The 19,241-nt window shown below is 72.0% G+C and carries 19 protein-coding genes; 17 read left to right on the top strand and 2 right to left on the bottom strand.

What is annotated here, in order from left to right:
- Nucleotides 1-11 precede the first annotated feature (11 nt).
- The gene (locus AC07FY_RS18305) at nt 12-629 is read left to right on the top strand and encodes a vitamin K epoxide reductase family protein (protein ID WP_479007384.1); all 618 of its coding nucleotides are present in this window, start codon (nt 12-14) and stop codon (nt 627-629) included.
- 54 nt (nt 630-683) lie between these two features.
- Nucleotides 684-2,036: a replication-associated recombination protein A gene (locus AC07FY_RS18300; RefSeq protein ID WP_479007382.1), complete on the top strand. Its 1,353-nt coding sequence runs from the start codon at nt 684-686 to the stop codon at nt 2,034-2,036.
- Between the two features lie 48 nt (nt 2,037-2,084).
- Here AC07FY_RS18300 and AC07FY_RS18295 read toward each other — a convergent pair whose 3' ends face one another.
- Complete coding sequence (locus AC07FY_RS18295; RefSeq protein ID WP_479007380.1) at nt 2,085-2,969, bottom strand: DUF2470 domain-containing protein; 885 nt, start codon at nt 2,967-2,969, stop codon at nt 2,085-2,087.
- A 55-nt stretch (nt 2,970-3,024) separates the two neighbouring features.
- On the opposite strand from AC07FY_RS18295, the gene rpsD reads away from it, so the two are divergent.
- Nucleotides 3,025-3,636, top strand: coding sequence for a 30S ribosomal protein S4 (gene rpsD, locus AC07FY_RS18290; protein ID WP_384537663.1), 612 nt, complete (start codon nt 3,025-3,027; stop codon nt 3,634-3,636).
- Nucleotides 3,637-3,649: 13 nt separating this feature from the next.
- Here the strand turns inward: rpsD and AC07FY_RS18285 are convergent, their stop codons facing one another.
- Nucleotides 3,650-5,839, bottom strand: coding sequence for an ATP-binding protein (locus AC07FY_RS18285; protein ID WP_479007378.1), 2,190 nt, complete (start codon nt 5,837-5,839; stop codon nt 3,650-3,652).
- Nucleotides 5,840-5,985: 146 nt separating this feature from the next.
- On the opposite strand from AC07FY_RS18285, the gene AC07FY_RS18280 reads away from it, so the two are divergent.
- The 14 genes from AC07FY_RS18280 (at nt 5,986) to nusB (ending at nt 19,124) form a co-directional block, all read left to right on the top strand.
- Complete coding sequence (locus AC07FY_RS18280) at nt 5,986-6,414, top strand: DUF948 domain-containing protein (protein ID WP_479007376.1); 429 nt, start codon at nt 5,986-5,988, stop codon at nt 6,412-6,414.
- A gap of 8 nt (nt 6,415-6,422) precedes the next feature.
- Nucleotides 6,423-6,776, top strand: a complete 354-nt coding sequence (locus tag AC07FY_RS18275; protein ID WP_479007375.1) for a hypothetical protein — start codon at nt 6,423-6,425, stop codon at nt 6,774-6,776.
- Entirely contained in the window at nt 6,776-9,445 is a 2,670-nt protein-coding gene (gene alaS / locus AC07FY_RS18270) for an alanine--tRNA ligase (RefSeq protein WP_479007373.1), read from the top strand. The genes AC07FY_RS18275 and alaS overlap by 1 nt, the downstream gene beginning before the upstream one ends.
- Before the next feature lie 2 nt (nt 9,446-9,447).
- Nucleotides 9,448-9,918: a Holliday junction resolvase RuvX gene (gene ruvX / locus AC07FY_RS18265; protein WP_479007371.1), complete on the top strand. Its 471-nt coding sequence runs from the start codon at nt 9,448-9,450 to the stop codon at nt 9,916-9,918.
- A 78-nt stretch (nt 9,919-9,996) separates the two neighbouring features.
- Nucleotides 9,997-11,751 (top strand): endolytic transglycosylase MltG, encoded by a 1,755-nt coding sequence (mltG, locus tag AC07FY_RS18260; protein WP_479007369.1) that lies wholly within the window; start codon nt 9,997-9,999, stop codon nt 11,749-11,751.
- A 7-nt stretch (nt 11,752-11,758) separates the two neighbouring features.
- Nucleotides 11,759-12,583, top strand: coding sequence for a shikimate dehydrogenase (locus tag AC07FY_RS18255; protein ID WP_479007367.1), 825 nt, complete (start codon nt 11,759-11,761; stop codon nt 12,581-12,583).
- 212 nt (nt 12,584-12,795) lie between these two features.
- A complete protein-coding gene (aroC, locus tag AC07FY_RS18250; protein WP_479007366.1) occupies nt 12,796-13,980 on the top strand; it encodes a chorismate synthase in 1,185 nt (394 codons plus the stop codon).
- A gap of 50 nt (nt 13,981-14,030) precedes the next feature.
- Complete coding sequence (locus tag AC07FY_RS18245) at nt 14,031-14,513, top strand: shikimate kinase (RefSeq protein ID WP_479007613.1); 483 nt, start codon at nt 14,031-14,033, stop codon at nt 14,511-14,513.
- Nucleotides 14,510-15,598: a 3-dehydroquinate synthase gene (gene aroB, locus AC07FY_RS18240; RefSeq protein ID WP_479007364.1), complete on the top strand. Its 1,089-nt coding sequence runs from the start codon at nt 14,510-14,512 to the stop codon at nt 15,596-15,598. The genes AC07FY_RS18245 and aroB overlap by 4 nt, the downstream gene beginning before the upstream one ends.
- The gene (aroQ, locus tag AC07FY_RS18235; protein ID WP_479007362.1) at nt 15,595-16,041 is read left to right on the top strand and encodes a type II 3-dehydroquinate dehydratase; all 447 of its coding nucleotides are present in this window, start codon (nt 15,595-15,597) and stop codon (nt 16,039-16,041) included. The genes aroB and aroQ overlap by 4 nt, the downstream gene beginning before the upstream one ends.
- 42 nt (nt 16,042-16,083) lie before the next feature.
- Nucleotides 16,084-16,851, top strand: coding sequence for an AAA family ATPase (locus AC07FY_RS18230; RefSeq protein ID WP_479007360.1), 768 nt, complete (start codon nt 16,084-16,086; stop codon nt 16,849-16,851).
- 111 nt (nt 16,852-16,962) lie between these two features.
- Nucleotides 16,963-18,069 carry an aminopeptidase P family protein gene (locus AC07FY_RS18225; protein ID WP_479007358.1) on the top strand — a complete coding sequence of 369 codons (1,107 nt, stop codon included), beginning with the start codon at nt 16,963-16,965 and terminating at the stop codon, nt 18,067-18,069.
- A gap of 57 nt (nt 18,070-18,126) precedes the next feature.
- A complete protein-coding gene (efp, locus tag AC07FY_RS18220) occupies nt 18,127-18,693 on the top strand; it encodes an elongation factor P (RefSeq protein ID WP_479007356.1) in 567 nt (188 codons plus the stop codon).
- Nucleotides 18,694-18,695: 2 nt separating this feature from the next.
- Nucleotides 18,696-19,124: a transcription antitermination factor NusB gene (nusB, locus tag AC07FY_RS18215; RefSeq protein WP_479007354.1), complete on the top strand. Its 429-nt coding sequence runs from the start codon at nt 18,696-18,698 to the stop codon at nt 19,122-19,124.
- Nucleotides 19,125-19,241 lie beyond the last annotated feature (117 nt).

The raw sequence follows: 19,241 nt of genomic DNA, 5'->3' as shown, positions 1-19,241 counted from the left end.
GAGCGGGCGGTATGACGACACGAGCCACGGACGCGGACACCGCCCCGGAGAACCTCGTCGGGGGCAGCCGCGCGCTGGCCCTGCTGCTGGTGATCACGGGGGTCGCGGGTCTGATCGCCGCCTGGGTGATCACGATCGACAAGTTCAAGCTGCTGGAAGACCCGGACTTCGTCCCGGGCTGCAGCCTGAACCCGATCGTCTCCTGCGGCAACATCATGAAGAGCGACCAGGCCGCCGTCTTCGGGTTCCCCAACCCCATGCTCGGTCTGGTCGCCTACGGCATCGTGGTCTGCGTCGGGGCGAGCCTGCTCGCCGGGGCCCGGTTCCGCCCCTGGTACTGGCTGACGCTGAACGCGGGCACCCTCTTCGGCGTCGTGTTCTGCGCGTGGCTGACCTACCAGTCGCTCTACAACATCAGCTCGCTCTGCCTGTGGTGCTGCCTGGCATGGGTCGCCACGATCCTGATGTTCTGGTACGTCACCTCGCACAACGTGCGCAAGGGCCTGCTGCCCGCGCCGGGCTGGCTCAGGCGGTTCTTCGACGAGTTCACCTGGGTGCTCCCCGTCCTGCACATCGGGATCATCGGCATGCTGATCCTGACGCGCTGGTGGGACTTCTGGACCTCCTGACCCCTCCTGACCGCGCACGACCGGAGTGTCGGTGGCCTCGCATAGGCTTCCTGTGTGGAACCAGACCTCTTCACCGCCGCCGCCGAAGACCGCCGGGAGAAGGACCCCTCGACCTCTCCGCTCGCCGTCCGGATGCGCCCGCGCACCCTGGACGAGGTCGTCGGCCAGCAGCATCTGCTGAAGCCCGGCTCGCCGCTGCGGCGGCTGGTCGGCGAGGGGGCGGGCGGTCCGGCCGGCGCCTCGTCGGTGATCCTGTGGGGCCCGCCCGGCATCGGGAAGACGACCCTGGCCTATGTGGTCAGCCAGGCCACGCAGAAGCGGTTCGTGGAGCTGTCCGCGATCACGGCCGGCGTCAAGGAGGTACGGGCGGTCATCGAGGGCGCCAAGCGCGCGGCCGGCGGCTACGGCAAGGACACCGTCCTGTTCCTCGACGAGATCCACCGCTTCAGCAAGGCGCAGCAGGACTCGCTGCTCCCCGCCGTCGAGAACCGCTGGGTGACGCTGATCGCGGCCACCACCGAAAACCCGTATTTCTCGATCATCTCCCCGCTGCTGTCTCGCTCCCTGCTGCTGACGCTGGAGCCGCTGACGGACGAGGACCTGAGCGCGCTGATGCGGCGGGCGCTGACGGAGGAGCGGGGCCTCGGCGGGGCGGTCACGCTGCCCGCGGACGCCGAGGCGCACCTGCTGCGGATCGCCGGCGGCGACGCCCGGCGGGCGCTCACCGCGCTGGAGGCGGGGGCCGGCGCGGCCATCGCCAAGGGCGAGGAGGAGATCAGCCTCCAGACGGTGGAGGAGGCGGTCGACCGCGCCGCGGTGCGCTACGACCGGGACGGCGACCAGCACTACGACGTGGCGAGCGCGCTGATCAAGTCGATCCGCGGTTCGGACGTGGACGCGGCGCTGCACTACCTGGCCCGGATGATCGAGGCGGGGGAGGACCCGCGGTTCATCGCGCGGCGCCTGATGATCTCCGCGAGCGAGGACATCGGCCTGGCCGACCCGACGGCCCTGCCGCTCGCCGTGGCCGCGGCCCAGGCGGTCGCGATGATCGGTTTCCCGGAGGCCGCGCTGACCCTCTCGCACGCCACGATCGCGCTGGCCCTGGCACCGAAGTCGAACACCGCCACGACCGCGATCGGCGCGGCGCTGGCGGACGTGCGGGCCGGGCTCGCCGGATCCGTGCCGGCGCACTTGAGGGACGGGCACTACAAGGGCGCGGCGAAGCTCGGCCACGCGGTGGGGTACGTATACCCGCACGACGTGCCGGGCGGCATCGCCGCCCAGCAGTACGCGCCGGACGAGGTGCACGGCAAGCGGTACTACGAGCCGACGCGCTACGGGGCGGAGGCGCGCTACGCGGACGTGGTGGAGAAGGTGCGCGAGCGGCTGCGCGGCGGTTCCTGACCCGCGGCCCGCCCCGCCCGCCCCGCAGGCCGGCGGTGGGTGCCGGCCTCAGTGGCCCGCCGCGGCGAAGAGGGTCCGCATGGCGCGGCGCAGACCGCACACGTCCGCCACCGGCTCGGGGAAGTCGAAGCGGGCGTCGAAGGAACCGGCCGCGCCGCCCCGGAAGCGCACCCGCAGGCCGAGGCGGTCCAGGGCGAGCGGGGTCGCGGTCATGCCGTCGCCCTCCCGCGGGCCCAGCAGGCCGCACAGTTCGCCGATCCGGTCGGGGTGCGCGGAGGCCAGGTGCTGGAGGATCTCCGCCTCGTGGGCGTGCAGCGGGTCGGGCTCCGCGGCGGCCATCTCCTCCGGGTCCACGTGCTCGGCGCCCCACAGGTCGTCCAGCGAGATCTCGCCGACCTCCAGCCGGAGCAGCACGTATGCGGGACGGCCCGCCGTCCCCAGCAGCTCGCCCACCGGCCGGCGCTCCGCGAGCAGCGCCGCGCAGGCGGCGCGCTCCGCCCCGCGCACCGCCGTCAGCCAGCCCGCCAGCCACGCGCGGCCTCGGATACGATGGGGCACGGACACCGGCGCCACGTCCGTGATCTCGATCACGGCCGTGAGGTCGTCGTCCTGGGCGTGAGCGGCTGCCCTGGCAGCCGCGGACTCCGCGGTGACAAGGAGAATCACGTCCCCGTCCGGGGTGACGGTCCGAGCGACCGGCATTCCCATCCCGAACTCGTCGGGCCCGTGACTGTCACGAGCACCCGGCAGCGTGAGGGATACTGAGGCGTTGGACTCTACGAGGGTTCGTACGCGTTCGGCTCCGGTGAGCTGCCGAACGCCTTCCCTGGGACGCGGCTGACCTTGCTTATCGTCGGCGTAAGCGGATTCTGTTTCGTTTGAATCCGGACTGCGCTGCGCACTGGGCAGGGGGATCCCATGTGGTCGAGACATTACGTCCTCCTCGCTAAGGTAAGCCTCACCTAACTTACATGGAGGTAGGTTCCACGTGAACCAGAAGCGACCCAAGGTCAAGAAGTCTCGTGCTCTCGGCATCGCCCTGACGCCGAAGGCCGTCAAGTACTTCGAGGCCCGCCCCTACCCGCCGGGCGAGCACGGCCGTGGCCGCAAGCAGAACTCGGACTACAAGGTCCGTCTGCTGGAGAAGCAGCGCCTGCGCGCGCAGTACGACATCTCCGAGCGCCAGATGGCGCGCGCGTACGACCGCGCCAAGAAGGCCGAGGGCAAGACGGGCGAGGCGCTGGTCGTCGAGCTCGAGCGCCGCCTCGACGCCCTGGTCCTGCGTTCGGGCATCGCCCGCACCATCTACCAGGCCCGCCAGATGGTCGTGCACGGCCACATCGAGGTCAACGGTGACAAGGTCGACAAGCCGTCGTTCCGTGTCCGCCCGGACGACGTCGTCACCGTGCGCGAGCGCAGCCGCGAGAAGGTCCCGTTCCAGGTTGCCCGCGAGGGTGGCTACGCAGGCGAGGGCGAGACCCCGCGCTACCTGCAGGTCAACCTGAAGGCCCTGGCCTTCCGCCTGGACCGCGACCCGAACCGCAAGGAAATCCCGGTCATCTGCGACGAGCAGCTCGTCGTCGAGTACTACGCCCGCTGACGCAGGCCACGTCTCACAGGCTGGTGGAAACCCGCCGTCCCCTCCGGGGGCGGCGGGTTTTTCCGTCCTCCCGGCCGCCGGGCCCCCACTGGGCCCGCACGACCACGGCCTCCCGGCTCAGCCCCCGCCCCTCGGCCGCGTACGCCGCGTACCGCTCGGCGCCCAGCAGCTCGCCCGCCCGCTCCTGGCACAGCAGCCGCGGCGCGTTGAAGTACCCCGAGCCGAACAGGCGCAGCCCCACCCCGCCCCACATGGGCTCCGCCGCGCCCTGGAGCACCGCCGCCTCAGCCGGATCGCCCTCCGCGACCGCGACCAGCGCCAGCAGCTCCAGCGCCAGGACCAGCCCCACCAGATCGTGGAAGGCGTGGTTGACGGCCACGCACTCGGTCAGCAGCCGCCGCGCCTCGTCCGTCGAGCCCTCGTCGAGCGCCGCGTACGCGAGGACGTACAGGGCGTACGCCTTCGTCCAGCGCTCCCCCCGCTCCTCGCAGATCTCCCGAACCTCCTCGCACAGCGAGAGCGCCCCCGCCGTCTTCCCCTGGAAGGCCAGTGCCATGGCCAGCTCCACCTGGCACATCAGCACGTTGCTGTTCAGCTCCCCGGCGTCCCGGTAGCGCTCCAGCGCCTGCCCCAGCAGCTCCGCGGCCCGCCCCATGTCGTCCGAGACCAGGGCCAGGCAGCCCAGCCGGTGCTCCGCGTACGCCGCCGCCACCGGGTTCGCGCAGCGCGCCGCCGCGTCCCTGCACTCGTGCAGCGCGCCCATGGCGGCCACCGCGTCCCCCTGCAGCGCGGCGACGTACCCGAGCACCCACAGCGCCTTCAGCCACGACGTCTCGTACTCCTCGGGCCGCTCCGCGCCCGCCAGGGACCGGTCCAGCCAGTGCCGCCCCTCCGTCAGCCGGCCGCAGCCCGCCCAGTAGAACCACAGCGTTCCCGCGAGGTACTGGCCCAGGTGGATCTCGTCCGAATCGTCCAAGGAGCACTCCATCGCCAGGCGCAGGTTCGGCAGCTCCGTCTCCACCAGCGCCGCCACCTCCGCCTGGCGCGGACCGAACCAGTCCAGCTCGCACCAGGTCGCCAGGCCCACGTACCAGTCCCGGTGCCGGCGCCGCAGCCGGCCCGCGTCCCCCAGCGACTCCAGCCAGCCCGCCCCGTACGCCCGGACGGTCTCCAGCATCCGGTAGCGCACGCCGGCCGGCGTCTCCTCCCGGAACAGGACCGACTGCGCGAGGAGTTCCCCGACCAGGTCCAGCACACGGTCCACCGGCAGGTCCGGCCCGGCGCACACGTACTCGACGGCGTCGAGGTCGAACGGCCCGGCGAACACCGACAGCCGTGCCCACAGCAGCCGCTCGGCGGGCGTGCACAGCTCGTGGCTCCAGCCGATCGCCGTACGCAGCGCCCGGTGCCGGGGGAGAGCCCCGCGCGAGCCGCCCGTCAGCAGCGCGAAGCGGTCCTCCAGGCGGGCCAGCAGCTGCCCGGGGGACAGCGTGCGCAGCCGGCCCGCCGCCAGCTCCAGGGCGAGCGGGATCCCGTCGAGACGGGCGCACAGCTCGGCCAGTTCGGCCCGGTTCGCCTCGGTGACCGCGAAGCCCGGGTCGGCGGCGCGGACCCGGGCCGCGAGCAGCTCCAGCGCCTCGTCGGGAGGCGGCGGCGCGAGCGGGAGGACCACCTCGCCGTCCACGTCCAGAGGCCGCCGGCCCGCCGCGAGCACCCGCAGGCCGGGGCAGCCGCGCAGCAGTTCCCGTACCAGCCCGGCCGCTTCCTCGACCAGCTGCTCGAAGCCGTCCAGGACCAGCAGCAGCCGCCGCCCGGACAGGTGCTTGGCCAGGACGGTCCGGGGCGGCCGGGTGGTGTGGTCGGTCAGCCCGAGGGCCTGCGAGACGGTGACCTCCAGCAGGCCCGGATCCCGCACCGCCGCCAGTTCGACCAGCCATACGCCGTCGCAGTAGCGTTCCTGCGCGTCGTCCGCCCGGGCCGGGTCTGCCTCGGGGCCGCCGGTCTCCGCGCGGTCCGCCCGGGCCCGGTCCGCCTGGCCGCGGGCCGCGGCGAGCACCAGACGGGACTTGCCCACGCCGCCCGCTCCGGTCACCGTCACCAGCCGTGAGGACTCCAGGAGCCGCCCCAGCCCGGCGAGTTCGGCACCCCGCCCGACGAAGCCGCTCAGCTCCGAGGGAAGATTGCCGTAGGTCCTCTGTCGCATGGGACACGGAGGGTACTGCTCCGGACGCACTGCGTACAAGGCGAGCGCCCCGGCCGCGGAATTCGGGTACGGCGGCGGACGCCCGGCGCGATAGGGTCGGGGGATACTTTTCTTCGTGGATTCCTAGGCTCAGGGAGCGGTGCATCGTGTCCGGTGGAGAGGTGGCCGGGATCCTCGTGGCCGTCTTCTGGGCCATCCTGGTCTCCTTCCTCGCCGTGGCGCTGGCGAGGCTGGCGCAGGTGCTCAAGGCGACCACCAAGCTGGTGGCCGACGTGACCGAGCAGGCCGTCCCGCTGCTGGCGGACGCCTCCACGACCGTGCGCTCCGCGCGGACCCAGCTGGACCGGGTCGACGCGATCGCGAGCGACGTCCAGGAGGTCACCTCCAACGCCTCCGCGCTGTCCTCCACCGTGGCCTCCACCTTCGGAGGACCGCTGGTCAAGGTCGCGGCGTTCGGCTACGGCGTCCGCCGGGCGCTGGGCCGTAACCACGAGGCGAAGGCCGGGACCACCAGGCGCACCGTGATCGTCGGCCGGACCGTCCCCGGGGCCCGCCGCCGGAAGCAGAAGGGCTGAGACCTCAGATGTTCCGCCGAGCCTTCTGGTTCACCGCCGGCGCCGCCGCCGGCGTGTGGGCCACCACCAAGGTCAACCGTCAGCTCAAGAAGCTGACGCCGGAGAGCCTCGCGGCCCAGGCCGCCGACAAGGCCGTGGAGGCGGGCCACCGCCTCAAGGACTTCGCCCTCGACGTCAAGTCCGCGATGACGCAGCGCGAGGACGAGCTGAACGACGCACTGGGGCTCACCAGCGACCCCGACCGGCCCGCCGGCGTCACGGCCCTCCCCGGGCCCCGGCGGCTGCGGGCCCTCGAGCACGACCAGACCACCCACCGTTCGAACAAATCGACGGTCACGCACAACCGGAATGAGGACCACTGATGGAGTCGGCTGAAATCCGCCGCCGCTGGCTGAGCTTCTTCGAGGAGCGCGGTCACGCCGTTGTCCCTTCGGCGTCGCTCATCGCGGACGACCCGACTCTGCTGCTGGTCAACGCGGGCATGGTCCCCTTCAAGCCGTACTTCCTCGGTGAGACCAAGCCCCCGGCCCCCCGCGCCACCAGCGTGCAGAAGTGCGTCCGTACGCCGGACATCGAAGAGGTCGGCAAGACCACCCGCCACGGCACGTTCTTCCAGATGTGCGGCAACTTCTCCTTCGGTGACTACTTCAAGGAAGGCGCCATCGAGTACGCCTGGGAGCTGCTGACCAGCTCCGTGGCGGACGGCGGCTACGGCCTGGAGCCGGAGAAGCTCTGGATCACGGTCTACCTCGACGACGACGAGGCCGAGCGGATCTGGCGCGACAAGATCGGCGTGCCCGCCGAGCGCATCCAGCGCCTGGGCAAGAAGGACAACTTCTGGTCCATGGGCGTCCCCGGACCCTGCGGCCCGTGCTCGGAGATCAACTACGACCGCGGCCCGGAGTTCGGCGTCGAGGGCGGCCCGGCCGTCAACGACGAGCGCTACGTGGAGATCTGGAACCTGGTCTTCATGCAGTACGAGCGCGGGGCCGGTGACGGCAAGGAGGACTTCCCGATCCTCGGCGACCTGCCGTCGAAGAACATCGACACCGGTCTCGGCCTCGAGCGCCTCGCCATGATCCTGCAGGGCGTGCAGAACATGTACGAGACCGACACCCTGCGCGTGGTGATGGACAAGGCCACCGAGCTGACCGGCGTACGGTACGGCGCCGCCAAGAACACCGACGTGTCCATGCGCGTGGTCGCCGACCACATCCGCACCTCCGTCATGCTCATCGGCGACGGCGTCACCCCCGGCAACGAGGGCCGCGGCTACGTGCTGCGCCGCATCATGCGCCGGGCCATCCGCAACATGCGCCTCATGGGCGCCACGGGACCCGTCGTCCAGGATCTCGTCGACGTCGTGATCGACACGATGGGGCAGCAGTACCCGGAGCTGGTCACCGACCGCAAGCGCATCGAGACCGTCGCGCTCGCCGAAGAGGCCGCCTTCCTCAAGGCCGTCAAGGGCGGTACGAACATCCTCGACACCGCCGTGACCGAGACCAAGGCCGCCGGCGGCACGGTCCTCTCCGGCGACAAGGCGTTCCTGCTCCACGACACCTGGGGCTTCCCGATCGACCTCACCCTGGAGATGGCCGCCGAGCAGGGCCTGTCCGTGGACGAGCCCGGCTTCCGCCGCCTGATGCAGGAGCAGCGCGACCGGGCCAAGGCCGACGCCAAGGCCAAGAAGACCGGCCACGCGGACATGTCCGCCTACCGGGACATCGCCGACAACGCCGGCGCCACCGAGTTCATCGGCTACGCCACCAACCAGGGCGAGTCCACCATCGTGGGTCTGCTCGTGAACGGCGTCTCCGCGCCCGCCGCCTCCGAGGGCGACGAGGTCGAGGTCGTCCTGGACCGCACCCCCTTCTACGCCGAGGGTGGCGGCCAGCTCGCCGACCAGGGCCGGATCAAGCTCGACTCCGGAGCCGTGATCGTCGTCCGCGACGTCCAGCAGCCGGTGCCCGGCGTCTCCGTGCACAAGGGCTCCGTCCAGGTCGGCGAGGTGACGGTGGGCGCCTCCGCCTACGCCGCCATCGACGGCCACCGCCGCCGGGCCATCGCCCGTGCCCACTCCGCCACGCACCTGACCCACCAGGCGCTGCGCGACGCCCTCGGCCCGACGGCCGCCCAGGCCGGTTCCGAGAACAGCCCCGGCCGCTTCCGCTTCGACTTCGGTTCGCCGAACGCCGTTCCCGGCTCGGTCCTCACCGACGTCGAGCAGAAGATCAACGACGTGCTGGCCCGCGAGCTGGACGTCACCGCCGAGATCATGAGCATCGACGAGGCGAAGAAGCAGGGTGCCATCGCCGAGTTCGGCGAGAAGTACGGCGAGCGCGTCCGCGTGGTCACCATCGGCGACTTCTCCAAGGAGCTGTGCGGCGGCACGCACGTCGGCAACACCTCCCAGCTGGGACTGGTCAAGCTGCTCGGCGAGTCCTCCATCGGCTCCGGCGTGCGCCGCGTCGAGGCTCTCGTCGGCGTGGACGCCTACAACTTCCTCGCCAAGGAGCACACGGTCGTCGCCCAGCTCCAGGAGCTGGTCAAGGGTCGTCCGGAGGAACTGCCGGAGAAGATCGCGACCATGCTCGGCAAGCTGAAGGACGCCGAGAAGGAGATCGAGAAGTTCCGCGCGGAGAAGGTCCTGCAGGCCGCCGCCGGGCTCGCCAAGAACGCCCAGGACATCCGCGGCGTCGCCCTCGTCGTCGGCCAGGTGCCCGACGGCACGGGCGCCGACGACCTGCGCAAGCTGGTCCTGGACGTGCGCGGCCGCATCCCCGGCGACCGCCCGGCCGTCGTGGCCCTCTTCACCGTGGCGAACGACCGTCCGCTGACCGTCATCGCCACCAACGAGGCCGCCCGCGAGCGGGGTCTCAAGGCCGGCGACCTGGTCCGCACGGCCGCCAAGACCCTCGGTGGCGGCGGTGGCGGCAAGCCGGACGTGGCCCAGGGCGGCGGCCAGAACGCGGCCGCCGTCCCGGAGGCCATCAGCGCCGTCGAGCGCCTCGTCGCAGAGACGGCCTGACGATGACACTGCGCCGCGGCCGCCGGCTGGCGATCGATGTGGGGGAGGCCCGGATCGGGGTCGCCTCGTGCGACCCCGACGGGGTCCTGGCCACCCCGGTGGAGACCGTTCCCGGCCGGGACGTCCCCTCCGCCCACCGGCGGCTGCGGCAGCTCGTCGAGGAGTACGAGCCCCTCGAAGTCGTGGTCGGCCTGCCCCGCTCGCTCAGCGGGCGGGAGGGGCCGGCCGCGGCCAAGGTGCGCGTCTTCGCGCGCGAACTGGCCAAGGGCATCAAGCCGGTGACGGTCCGTCTCGTGGACGAGCGGATGACCACGGTCACCGCCGCCCAGGGTCTGCGGGCCTCCGGGAAGAACGCGAAGAAGGGCAGATCGGTCATCGACCAGGCGGCCGCTGTGGTGATCCTTCAGAACGCTCTTGAGACCGAACGGGTATCAGGTAATCCGCCCGGTGAGTGCGTCGAAGTGGTTGTCTGATCGCGATACGGTAACGTTCCGCGCGATGAGACGGCATTCGAACAGCCGTCGCCCTCGTCTCGCGGCTCTAGGGGACCGATGACTGAGTATGGCCGGGGCCGTGGCCCCGAACCGTGGCACCCGGAGGACCCGCTGTACGGGGACCAGGGGTGGACCGGGCACCAGACCCAGCAGGGCCAGGCGCCGTACGCCGACCAGCAGCAGGGGTACCCGCAGCAGTACCAGCAGGAGTACCCCGAGCAGCAGCAGTACGCGCAGCAGCCGCGGTACGAGCAGTACGAGCAGTACCCCCAGCAGGGGCAGCACCCGGAGCAGCAGCAGTACGAGCAGCCGGGGCAGCAGCGGTACGAGCAGCAGGGGCAGCACCAGCAGTACGCCCCGCAGCAGGCTTATGCCCCGCAGGCGCCGCAGACGCCCCAGCAGCCCGTGTACGACTTCCAGGGCTGGGACACCGGCCAGGGGCAGTACGCGGACCCCGCCCCGGCCGACCCGTACGCGGGTGCCGAGCCGTACGCCCAGCAGGCTGTCGCGGGCTACCCGGGCGAGGCGCCCGACCTGTACGCCACCCCCGATGCCTACCCGCCGCCGAAGCCCCCGGGCCGGCGGCAGGCGGAGCCGGAGCAGGCGGAGCCGGAGGACGAGGCGGCGGACGACGCGTCCCTCGCCGACGGCGGCCGTGGCGGTGGCGAGCCGTCCGGCGGCGGCCGCCGGGGTGGCCGCTCCAAGGGCGGCAAGGGCGGCAAGGCCAAGGAGCGCAGCGGCGCCGCCTGCCTGGTCGCCTCCCTGGTCATCGTGGCGGTGCTCGGCGGTGGCGGCTACTACGGCTACACCTATCTCAAGGACCGGTTCGCCACGGCCGAGGACTACGCCGGCGAGGGTGTCGGCGAGACGGTCGACGTGGAGATCCCCAAGGGGTCCACGCTGGCCCAGATGGGCAACATCCTCAAGAAGCACGGCATCGTGGCGAGCGTGGAGGCGTTCACCACCGCCGCGGGGGTCAACCCCAGGGGCAAGACGATCCAGGCGGGCACCTACCCGCTGAAGAAGAAGATGTCGGCCGCGGCCGCCGTCGCCCTGATGACCGACCCCTCGAAGCTCAACGTGATCACGGTGCCCGAGGGCAAGCGGAACGTCGAGGTCTACAAGGCCATCGACACCCGGCTCGGCAAGCCCGCCGGCACCACCGAGGAGATCGCCAAGCGCGAGGCCAAGAACCTCGGCCTGCCGGCCTGGGCCGGCAACAACCCCAAGCTCATCGACCCGCTCGAGGGCTTCCTCTATCCGGCGCGCTACGACATCGGCAAGGACAGCACGCCCGAGTCCCTGCTCAAGCAGATGGTCAAGAACGCGTCGGACAAGTACTCCGAGCTGGGCCTCGAGGCCAAGGCCAAGGAACTGGGCCTGGAGAACCCGCTCCAGGTGGTCACGGTCGCCAGCCTCGTCAACGCCGAGGGCAAGAACCACGAGGACTTCCGCAAGATGTCCGAGGTCGTCTACAACCGCCTGAAGAAGACCAACGACGTCACCAACCAGAAGCTCGAATTCGATTCGACCTTCAACTACATCAAGGGCACCAGCGACATCAACTTCTCCATGAAGGAGGCGAGGTCGCTCGACAACCCCTACAACACGCACTTCGTCAGGGGGCTGCCTCCCGGCCCGATCGGGAACCCGGGTGCCGACGCCCTGAGCGCTACGCTCAACCCCGACCACGGCGGCTGGATGTTCTTCGTGTCGGTCGACGGCGTCACGACGACCTTCACCCAGACCTACGAAGAGCACCAGACGCTCGTCGCGGAATTCCTCGAGCGGCAGAAGAAGAACGGCGGTTAGGCAAGGCATGTCACGCACAAGGGCCGCGGTGCTGGGTTCGCCCATCGAGCACTCCCTCTCACCGGTGCTGCACCGCGCCGCCTACCAGGAGCTCGGTCTCGCCGACTGGTCGTACGACCGCTTCGAGGTCGACGAGGCCGCGCTCCCGGGCTTCCTCGGCGGACTCGGCCCCGAATGGGCCGGGCTGTCGCTGACGATGCCGCTGAAGCGGGCGGTGATCCCGCTGCTCGACGCCGTCAGCGACACCGCGGCCTCCGTCGAGGCCGTCAACACGGTCGTCTTCACCGAGGACGGCCGCCGGGTCGGCGACAACACCGACATCCCGGGCATCGTCGCCGCGCTCCACGAGCGCGGCATCGAGAAGGTGGCCTCGGCCGCCATCCTCGGCGCCGGAGCCACCGCCTCCTCGGCCCTGGCCGCCCTGTCCAGGATCTGCACCGGCGAGGTCACCGCGTACGTCCGCTCGTCCGCCCGCGCCGACGAGATGCGGCAGTGGGGCGAGCGGCTCGGCGTCCCGGTCCGTACGGCCGACTGGTCCCGGGCCGCCGCGTCGCTGACCGCGCCGCTCGTCATCGCGACCACCCCGGCCGGGGCCACCGACGCACTGGCCGCCGCCGTGCCCGAGAGCCCGGGCACCCTCTTCGACGTCCTCTACGATCCGTGGCCGACCGCGCTGGCGGCGTCCTGGTCGCAGCGGGGCGGCACCGTCCTCGGCGGCCTGGACCTGCTGGTCCACCAGGCCGTGCTCCAGGTCGAGCAGATGACCGGATACCCACGGGGACCGCTCGCCGCCATCCGCGCCGCTGCCGAACGGGCCCTCGCCGCGCGCTAGTGCCAAGCCCGTCTCCCGGTTCTCCCGACCGCCCGCCGGGCGCTCGCGCGGCTCCCCGAACGGCCTCGCGGGGTCAACTGACGGACAAGCCGTCCGATAGCTGGACTCGAGGCCGGTATCCCCGTCCGGACGTGGGAGGATCAGGTGAGGCGGGTCCGGGCCGCGCACCAGGGCTCGCCGTGCTGTACCAGGCGCGAGCATGAGGAGCATCGTTGAGCAGGTTGCGTTGGCTGACCGCCGGGGAGTCCCACGGACCGGCACTGGTGGCGACGCTGGAGGGGCTTCCCGCCGGCGTTCCGGTCACCACCGAGCTGGTGGCCGACCACCTGGCCCGGCGCCGGCTCGGCTATGGCCGCGGTGCCCGGATGAAGTTCGAGCAGGACGAGATCACCTTCCTCGGCGGCGTCCGGCACGGGCTCTCGCTGGGTTCCCCCGTCGCGGTCATGATCGGGAACACCGAGTGGCCCAAGTGGGAGACCGTCATGTCGGCCGACCCGGTCGACCCCGCGCTGCTCAAGGACACCGGCCGCAACGCGCCGCTGACCCGGCCCCGCCCGGGCCACGCCGACCTCGCCGGCATGCAGAAGTACGGCTTCGACGAGGCCCGCCCGATTCTGGAGCGCGCCAGCGCACGCGAGACGGCCGCCCGCGTGGCCCTCGGGGCCATCGCCCGGTCCTTCCTCAAGGAGACCGCCGGCATCGAGATCGTCTCGCACGTGGTCGAACTGGCCGGGGCCAAGGCGCCGTACGGCAGCCACCCCACCCCCGCCGACGTGGACAAGCTCGACGCCGACCCCGTGCGCTGCCTCGACGCCGACGCGAGCAAGGCGATGGTCGCGGAGATCGACCAGGCCCACAAGGACGGCGACACCCTGGGCGGCGTCGTCGAGGTGCTCGCCTACGGGGTCCCGGTCGGCCTCGGCTCGCACGTCCACTGGGACCGCCGTCTCGACGCCCGCCTCGCCGCCGCGCTCATGGGCATCCAGGCCATCAAGGGCGTCGAGGTCGGCGACGGCTTCGAGCTGGCCCGCGTGCCCGGTTCGAAGGCCCACGACGAGATCGTCTCCACCCCCGAGGGCCTCAAGCGCACCTCCGGCCGTTCCGGCGGCACTGAGGGCGGCCTGACCACCGGTGAGCTGCTGCGCGTACGGGCCGCCATGAAGCCCATCGCCACCGTGCCGCGCGCCCTGGCGACCGTGGACGTGGCCACCGGTGAGGCGACGGTGGCCCACCACCAGCGCTCCGACGTGTGCGCCGTCCCGGCCGCCGGCATCGTCGCCGAGGCCATGGTCGCCCTGGTGCTGGCCGACGCCGTGGTCGAGAAGTTCGGCGGCGACTCCGTGCCGGAGACGCGCCGCAACGTCCGGTCCTACCTCGACCACCTGCAGATCCGGTGACGGGCGCAACCGGCACCCCGGGCGGGCCGGCCGTCGTCCTCGTGGGACCCATGGGGTCCGGCAAGTCCACGGTGGGTGCGCTCCTCGCCGAGCGGCTCGGCGTCGCCTACCGCGACACCGACGCGGACATCGTGGCGGCGCAGGGCCGGGAGATCTCGGACATCTTCGTCGACGAGGGCGAGCCCTACTTCCGTGAGCTGGAGCGGCAGGCGGTCGCGGCCGCCCTCGCCCAGCACACCGGAGTCCTCGCCCTCGGCGGCGGCGCGGTCCTCGACGGGAGCACCCGCGCGCTGCTGGCCGGGCTTCCCGTCGCCTACCTGTCGATGGAGGTCGAGGCTGCCGTGCGGCGCGCGGGCCTCGGCGCCGCCCGCCCGCTGCTGGCCGTCAACCCCCGCCGCCAGTGGCGCGAGCTGATGGACGCCCGCCGCCCCCTGTACACCGAAGTCGCGCGCGTCGTGGTGGCCACCGACGACCGCACCCCCGAAGAGGTCGCCCAGGCGGTCCTCGACGCTCTGGAGTTGAAGGACGTATGACGGACCAGGTGACGCGGATCCAGGTCGGCGGCGACGCCGGCCACGACGCGTACGAGGTGCTGGTCGGGCACCAACTGCTCGGCGAACTGGCCAGCATGATCGGCAGGGCCCAGCGGGTCGCCGTGATCCACCCCGAGGCCCTGGCCTCCACGGGTGAGGCGCTGCGCTACGACCTCGCCGAGCAGGGCTACGAGGCGATCGCCATCCAGGTGCCGAACGCCGAGGAGGCCAAGACGGCCGAGGTGGCGGCGTACTGCTGGAAGGCCCTGGGCCAGTCCGGCTTCACCCGCACCGACGTGGTCGTCGGCGTCGGCGGGGGGTCCACCACCGACCTCGCGGGCTTCGTCGCGGCCACCTGGCTGCGCGGCGTGCGCTGGATCGCCGTACCGACCACCGTCCTGGCCATGGTGGACGCGGCCGTCGGCGGCAAGACCGGCATCAACACGGCGGAGGGCAAGAACCTCGTCGGATCCTTCCACCCGCCCGCCGGCGTGCTGTGCGACCTGGCCGCGCTGGACTCGCTGCCGGTCAACGACTACGTCAGCGGCCTCGCCGAGGTCATCAAGGCCGGATTCATCTCCGACCCGGTGATCCTCGACCTGATCGAGGCGGACCCGCAGGCGGCCCGTACGCCCACCGGCCCGCACACCACCGAGCTGATCGTGCGGTCGATCCGGGTCAAGGCCGAGGTGGTCTCCAGCGACCTCAAGGAGACCGGGCTCCGCGAGTTCCTCAACTACGGCCACACCCTCGGGCACGCCATCGAGAAGAACGAGCGCTACAAGTGGCGGCACGGCGCCGCCGTCTCCGTCGGCATGGTCTTCGCGGCCGAACTCGGCCGGCTCGCGGGCCGCCTCGACGACGCCACGGCCGACCGGCACCGCTCGGTGCTCGCGTCGGTGGGCCTGCCGCTGAGCTACCGCGGCGACCAGTGGCCCAAGCTGCTCCAGACCATGCAGCTCGACAAGAAGTCCCGCGGCAACCTGCTGCGCTTCATCGTCCTCGACGGCCTCGGCAAGCCGACCGTCCTGGAGGGCCCCGACCCGGCGCACCTGATCGCCGCCTACGGCGAGGTCTCCGCGTGAGCCGGCGCGTGCTCGTGCTGAACGGCCCGAACCTGGGCCGGCTCGGCTCGCGCGAGCCCGACGTCTACGGGGCGACCTCCTACGCCGGCCTGGTGGAGAGCTGCCGCGAGCTGGGCGCGGAGCTCGGCTTCGACGTCGAGGTCCGCGAGACCAACGACGAGGGGCAGCTCGTGCGGTGGCTGCACGAGGCGGCCGACGGGAAGATCCCCGTGGTCATCAACCCGGGTGCCTTCACGCACTACTCGTACGCCATGCGGGACGCCGCGGCGCAGCGCACGGCGCCGCTGATCGAGGTGCACATCTCCAACCCGTACGCGCGGGAGGAGTTCCGGCACACCTCGGTCATCGCCTCCGTGGCCACCGGGACCGTCGCGGGCTTCGGCATCGGCTCCTACCGGCTGGCGCTGCGGGCGCTGGCGGACGAGGTCTCCGGGGTCATATAACGTTCTCGCATCAGTCGCCGGAACGAGACGGAGTTGCACCGGATGCAGCAAGGAGTGGGGAGCGGGGGCGCGGGCTGGGGGCAGTCGGGACAGCACCCGGCAGCGCCCCCGCAGCCGCCGATACCCCCTGCGCAGGGCTGGCCGGGCACCCCGCCTCCGCCGCCCCGGCCGGCACACCAGGCGCCCGCGGCGCACCCGGTGGGGCTGCCGCCGGGCGCGGAGGCCACCGGGCACGTCCCGCTGCCGCCCGCGGCCGCGGGAACCGGAGCGAGTACGCTCGCGGTCCTGCTGATCGGGCCGGCCGGGGCCGGTAAGACCACCGTGGCCCGGCACTGGGCGAGCACCCGGCCCGTGGCCACCGCCCACATCAGCCTGGACGACGTCCGGGAGTGGGTCTGCTCGGGCTTCGCGGACCCGCAGACGGGCTGGAACGAGCACTCCGAGGCCCAGTACCGCCTGGCCCGCCGCACCTGCGGGTTCGCGGCCCGCAACTACCTGGCCAACGGGATCTCCTGCATCCTCGACGACGCCGTCTTCCCGGACCGGCCGGTCGTGGGTCTCGGCGGCTGGAAGCGGCACGTGGGCCCGGCACTGCTGCCGGTCGTGCTGCTGCCGGGGCTGGAGATCGTCCTGGAGCGCAACGCGGCCCGCTCGGGCAACCGCCGGCTCTCCGACGAGGAGGTCGCGCGGATCCACGGCCGGATGGCGGGCTGGTACGGCTCCGGCCTGCCGATCATCGACAACTCCCACCTCGACGTGGAGGGCACCGCCCGGGCCCTCGACGAAGCCCTGGCGCGCGCGCTGACCTAGCGGTTCCTTCCGGACCAGGCCGGGCCGGGCAGGGGTCGCGGAGGCGCGGGCGGCGCACGTCCGGACGCGCTCGCCGGGCCGCGGACGCCCGGCGCTCGTACGCTCGAAGACATGTCAGACGTGTACGCCGCCCGCCGGGGCACACTTCGCGACCGCTGCGCCGCCGCGGGGAACGCCGCCGCACTGATCACGCGTCCGGCCAATGTCCGCTACCTCTCCGGGGCGTATCCGCAGGGCGCCGTACTCCTGGTCGGGCCGACCGAGGACGTGCTGTTCTGCGTCAACGCGCCCACCGGTGAGGCCGACGAGGGACGCCTGGACGAACACCTGAAGGTGTCCGTGCTGGCGCGCCCGGGCGCGGACCCGGCCGTCGCGGCCGGCGACCTGGCCGCGGCCGTCCGCGCCGATTCGCTGGCCGTGGAGGAGCACCACCTCACCGTGGCCAGGCACCGGGCCCTGCGGTCCGTGGCGCCGCGGCTGCGCCTCGGCGACCTCGGCAAGGCCGTGGAGCAGCAGCGCCTGGTCAAGGACGAGGAGGAGATCGCCTGCCTGCGGATCGCCGCCGAGATCGCCGACCAGGCCCTGGGGGAGCTGCTGGAGTCCATCCTGGTGGGCCGAACCGAACGCCACCTCGCCCTGGAGCTGGAGCGGCGGCTCGTCGACCACGGGGCGGACGGACCCGCCTTCCCCACGTCCGTCGGGACCGGCCCGCACTCCGGCCGCTCCCGGCACCGGCCCTCGGACCGGCGGGTGGAGGAGGGCGACTTCCTCACCGTCTGCCTCGGCGCCGGCTACCGCGGCTACCGCTGCGAGATCGGGCGCACCTTCGTGATCGGCACCACCCCGGCGGACTGGCAGATCCAGCTGTACGACCTGGTCTTCGCCGCCCAGCGGGCCGGGCGCGAGGCGCTGGTGCCGGGCGCGGCCTACCGGGACGTGGACCACGCGGCCCGCTCGGTGCTGGACTCCGCGGGGCACGGGGTGACGCTGGCTCCGTCCACGGGACACGGAGTCGGTCTCGAAATCGACGAGGACCCGCAGCTTGCACCTACGGCCATGGGTAAACTGGACGCTTGCGTGCCGGTCACCGTCGAACCGGGGGTTCACCTCCCGGGCCGGGGAGGTGTCCGGATCGATGACACGCTCGTCGTGCGCCCCGAGGCGGACGGCGGTCCCGAGCTACTCACCATTACGACCAAGGAGCTGCTCGCGCTCTAGCCCGTCGCCGGGCTGGGCGCGCACCCGTGGTCTTCCAGTGCAGGAGATTCCGCAACCGTGGCTTCCACGAACGACCTCAAGAACGGCATGGTGCTCAAGCTCGACGGTGACCAGCTCTGGTCCGTCGTCGAGTTCCAGCACGTCAAGCCCGGCAAGGGCCCGGCCTTCGTGCGCACCAAGCTCAAGCACGTGCTCTCCGGCAAGGTCGTGGACAAGACCTTCAACGCCGGCACGAAGGTCGAGACCGCCACGATCGACCGGCGTGACATGCAGTTCTCGTACATGGACGGCGAGTACTTCGTCTTCATGGACATGCAGACCTACGACCAGCTGATGGTCGACAAGAAGGCCGTCGGCGACGCCGCCAACTTCCTGATCGAGGGCTTCACCGCCTCCGTGGCCCAGCACGAGGGCGAGGTGCTCTACGTCGAGCTCCCGGCGGCCGTCGAGCTGGTCATCGAGCACACCGACCCGGGCGTCCAGGGCGACCGCTCCACCGGTGGCACCAAGCCCGCCAGGCTGGAGACCGGCCACGAGATCCAGGTCCCCCTCTTCGTCAACATCGGCGAGAAGGTCAAGGTCGACACCCGCACCAGCGACTACCTCGGCCGGGTGAACAGCTAACCGTGGCTGCCCGGAGCAACGCGCGCAAGCGCGCTTTCCAGATCCTGTTCGAGGCCGACCAGCGCGCGGTGCCCGTGCGCGAGGTCCTCGCGGACTGGATCCGCCACGCCCGTTCGGACGACCGGCAGCCGCCGGTCAGCGCCTTCACGATGGACCTCGTGGAGGGGTACGCCGACAAGGTGAACCGCATCGACGACCTGATCGTCACCTACGCCGTGGACTGGGACCTCGACCGCATGCCGGTCGTGGACCGCAACATCCTCCGGCTCGGTGCGTACGAGCTGATCTGGGTGGACGACACCCCGGACGCCGTGGCGATCGACGAGGCCGTCCAGCTGGCCAAGGAGTTCTCGACGGACGAGTCCCCGTCGTTCGTGAACGGCCTGCTGGCCCGCTTCAAGGAACTGAAGCCGAACCTGCGCCGCCAGTAGTCGGCGGCGGATTCGGTCGAGGGGAGGGGGGGGGGGGGGGGGGGGGGGGCCCCCCCCCCCCCTGGTGGGAACAGAAACAAGAGAGACGGGCAGCACCCCCCGAAAAGGGAGGGGGTA

The sequence above is a fragment of the Streptomyces sp. NPDC045967 genome, assembly GCF_056430495.1.
This window is presented reverse-complemented; position numbering and strand designations above follow the sequence as displayed.

Excerpts from the sequence above, each read along its gene's own strand:
- AC07FY_RS18305 (WP_479007384.1), top strand. The coding sequence starts at position 12 with ATGACGACACGAGCCACGGACGCGGACACCGCCCCGGAGAACCTCGTC.
- AC07FY_RS18295 (WP_479007380.1), bottom strand. The coding sequence starts at position 2,969 with ATGTCTCGACCACATGGGATCCCCCTGCCCAGTGCGCAGCGCAGTCCG.
- AC07FY_RS18285 (WP_479007378.1), bottom strand. The coding sequence starts at position 5,839 with ATGCGACAGAGGACCTACGGCAATCTTCCCTCGGAGCTGAGCGGCTTC.
- AC07FY_RS18275 (WP_479007375.1), top strand. The coding sequence starts at position 6,423 with ATGTTCCGCCGAGCCTTCTGGTTCACCGCCGGCGCCGCCGCCGGCGTG.
- alaS (WP_479007373.1), top strand. The coding sequence starts at position 6,776 with ATGGAGTCGGCTGAAATCCGCCGCCGCTGGCTGAGCTTCTTCGAGGAG.
- ruvX (WP_479007371.1), top strand. The coding sequence starts at position 9,448 with ATGACACTGCGCCGCGGCCGCCGGCTGGCGATCGATGTGGGGGAGGCC.
- mltG (WP_479007369.1), top strand. The coding sequence starts at position 9,997 with ATGACTGAGTATGGCCGGGGCCGTGGCCCCGAACCGTGGCACCCGGAG.
- AC07FY_RS18255 (WP_479007367.1), top strand. The coding sequence starts at position 11,759 with ATGTCACGCACAAGGGCCGCGGTGCTGGGTTCGCCCATCGAGCACTCC.
- AC07FY_RS18245 (WP_479007613.1), top strand. The coding sequence starts at position 14,031 with ATGGGGTCCGGCAAGTCCACGGTGGGTGCGCTCCTCGCCGAGCGGCTC.
- aroB (WP_479007364.1), top strand. The coding sequence starts at position 14,510 with ATGACGGACCAGGTGACGCGGATCCAGGTCGGCGGCGACGCCGGCCAC.
- AC07FY_RS18230 (WP_479007360.1), top strand. The coding sequence starts at position 16,084 with ATGCAGCAAGGAGTGGGGAGCGGGGGCGCGGGCTGGGGGCAGTCGGGA.
- AC07FY_RS18225 (WP_479007358.1), top strand. The coding sequence starts at position 16,963 with ATGTCAGACGTGTACGCCGCCCGCCGGGGCACACTTCGCGACCGCTGC.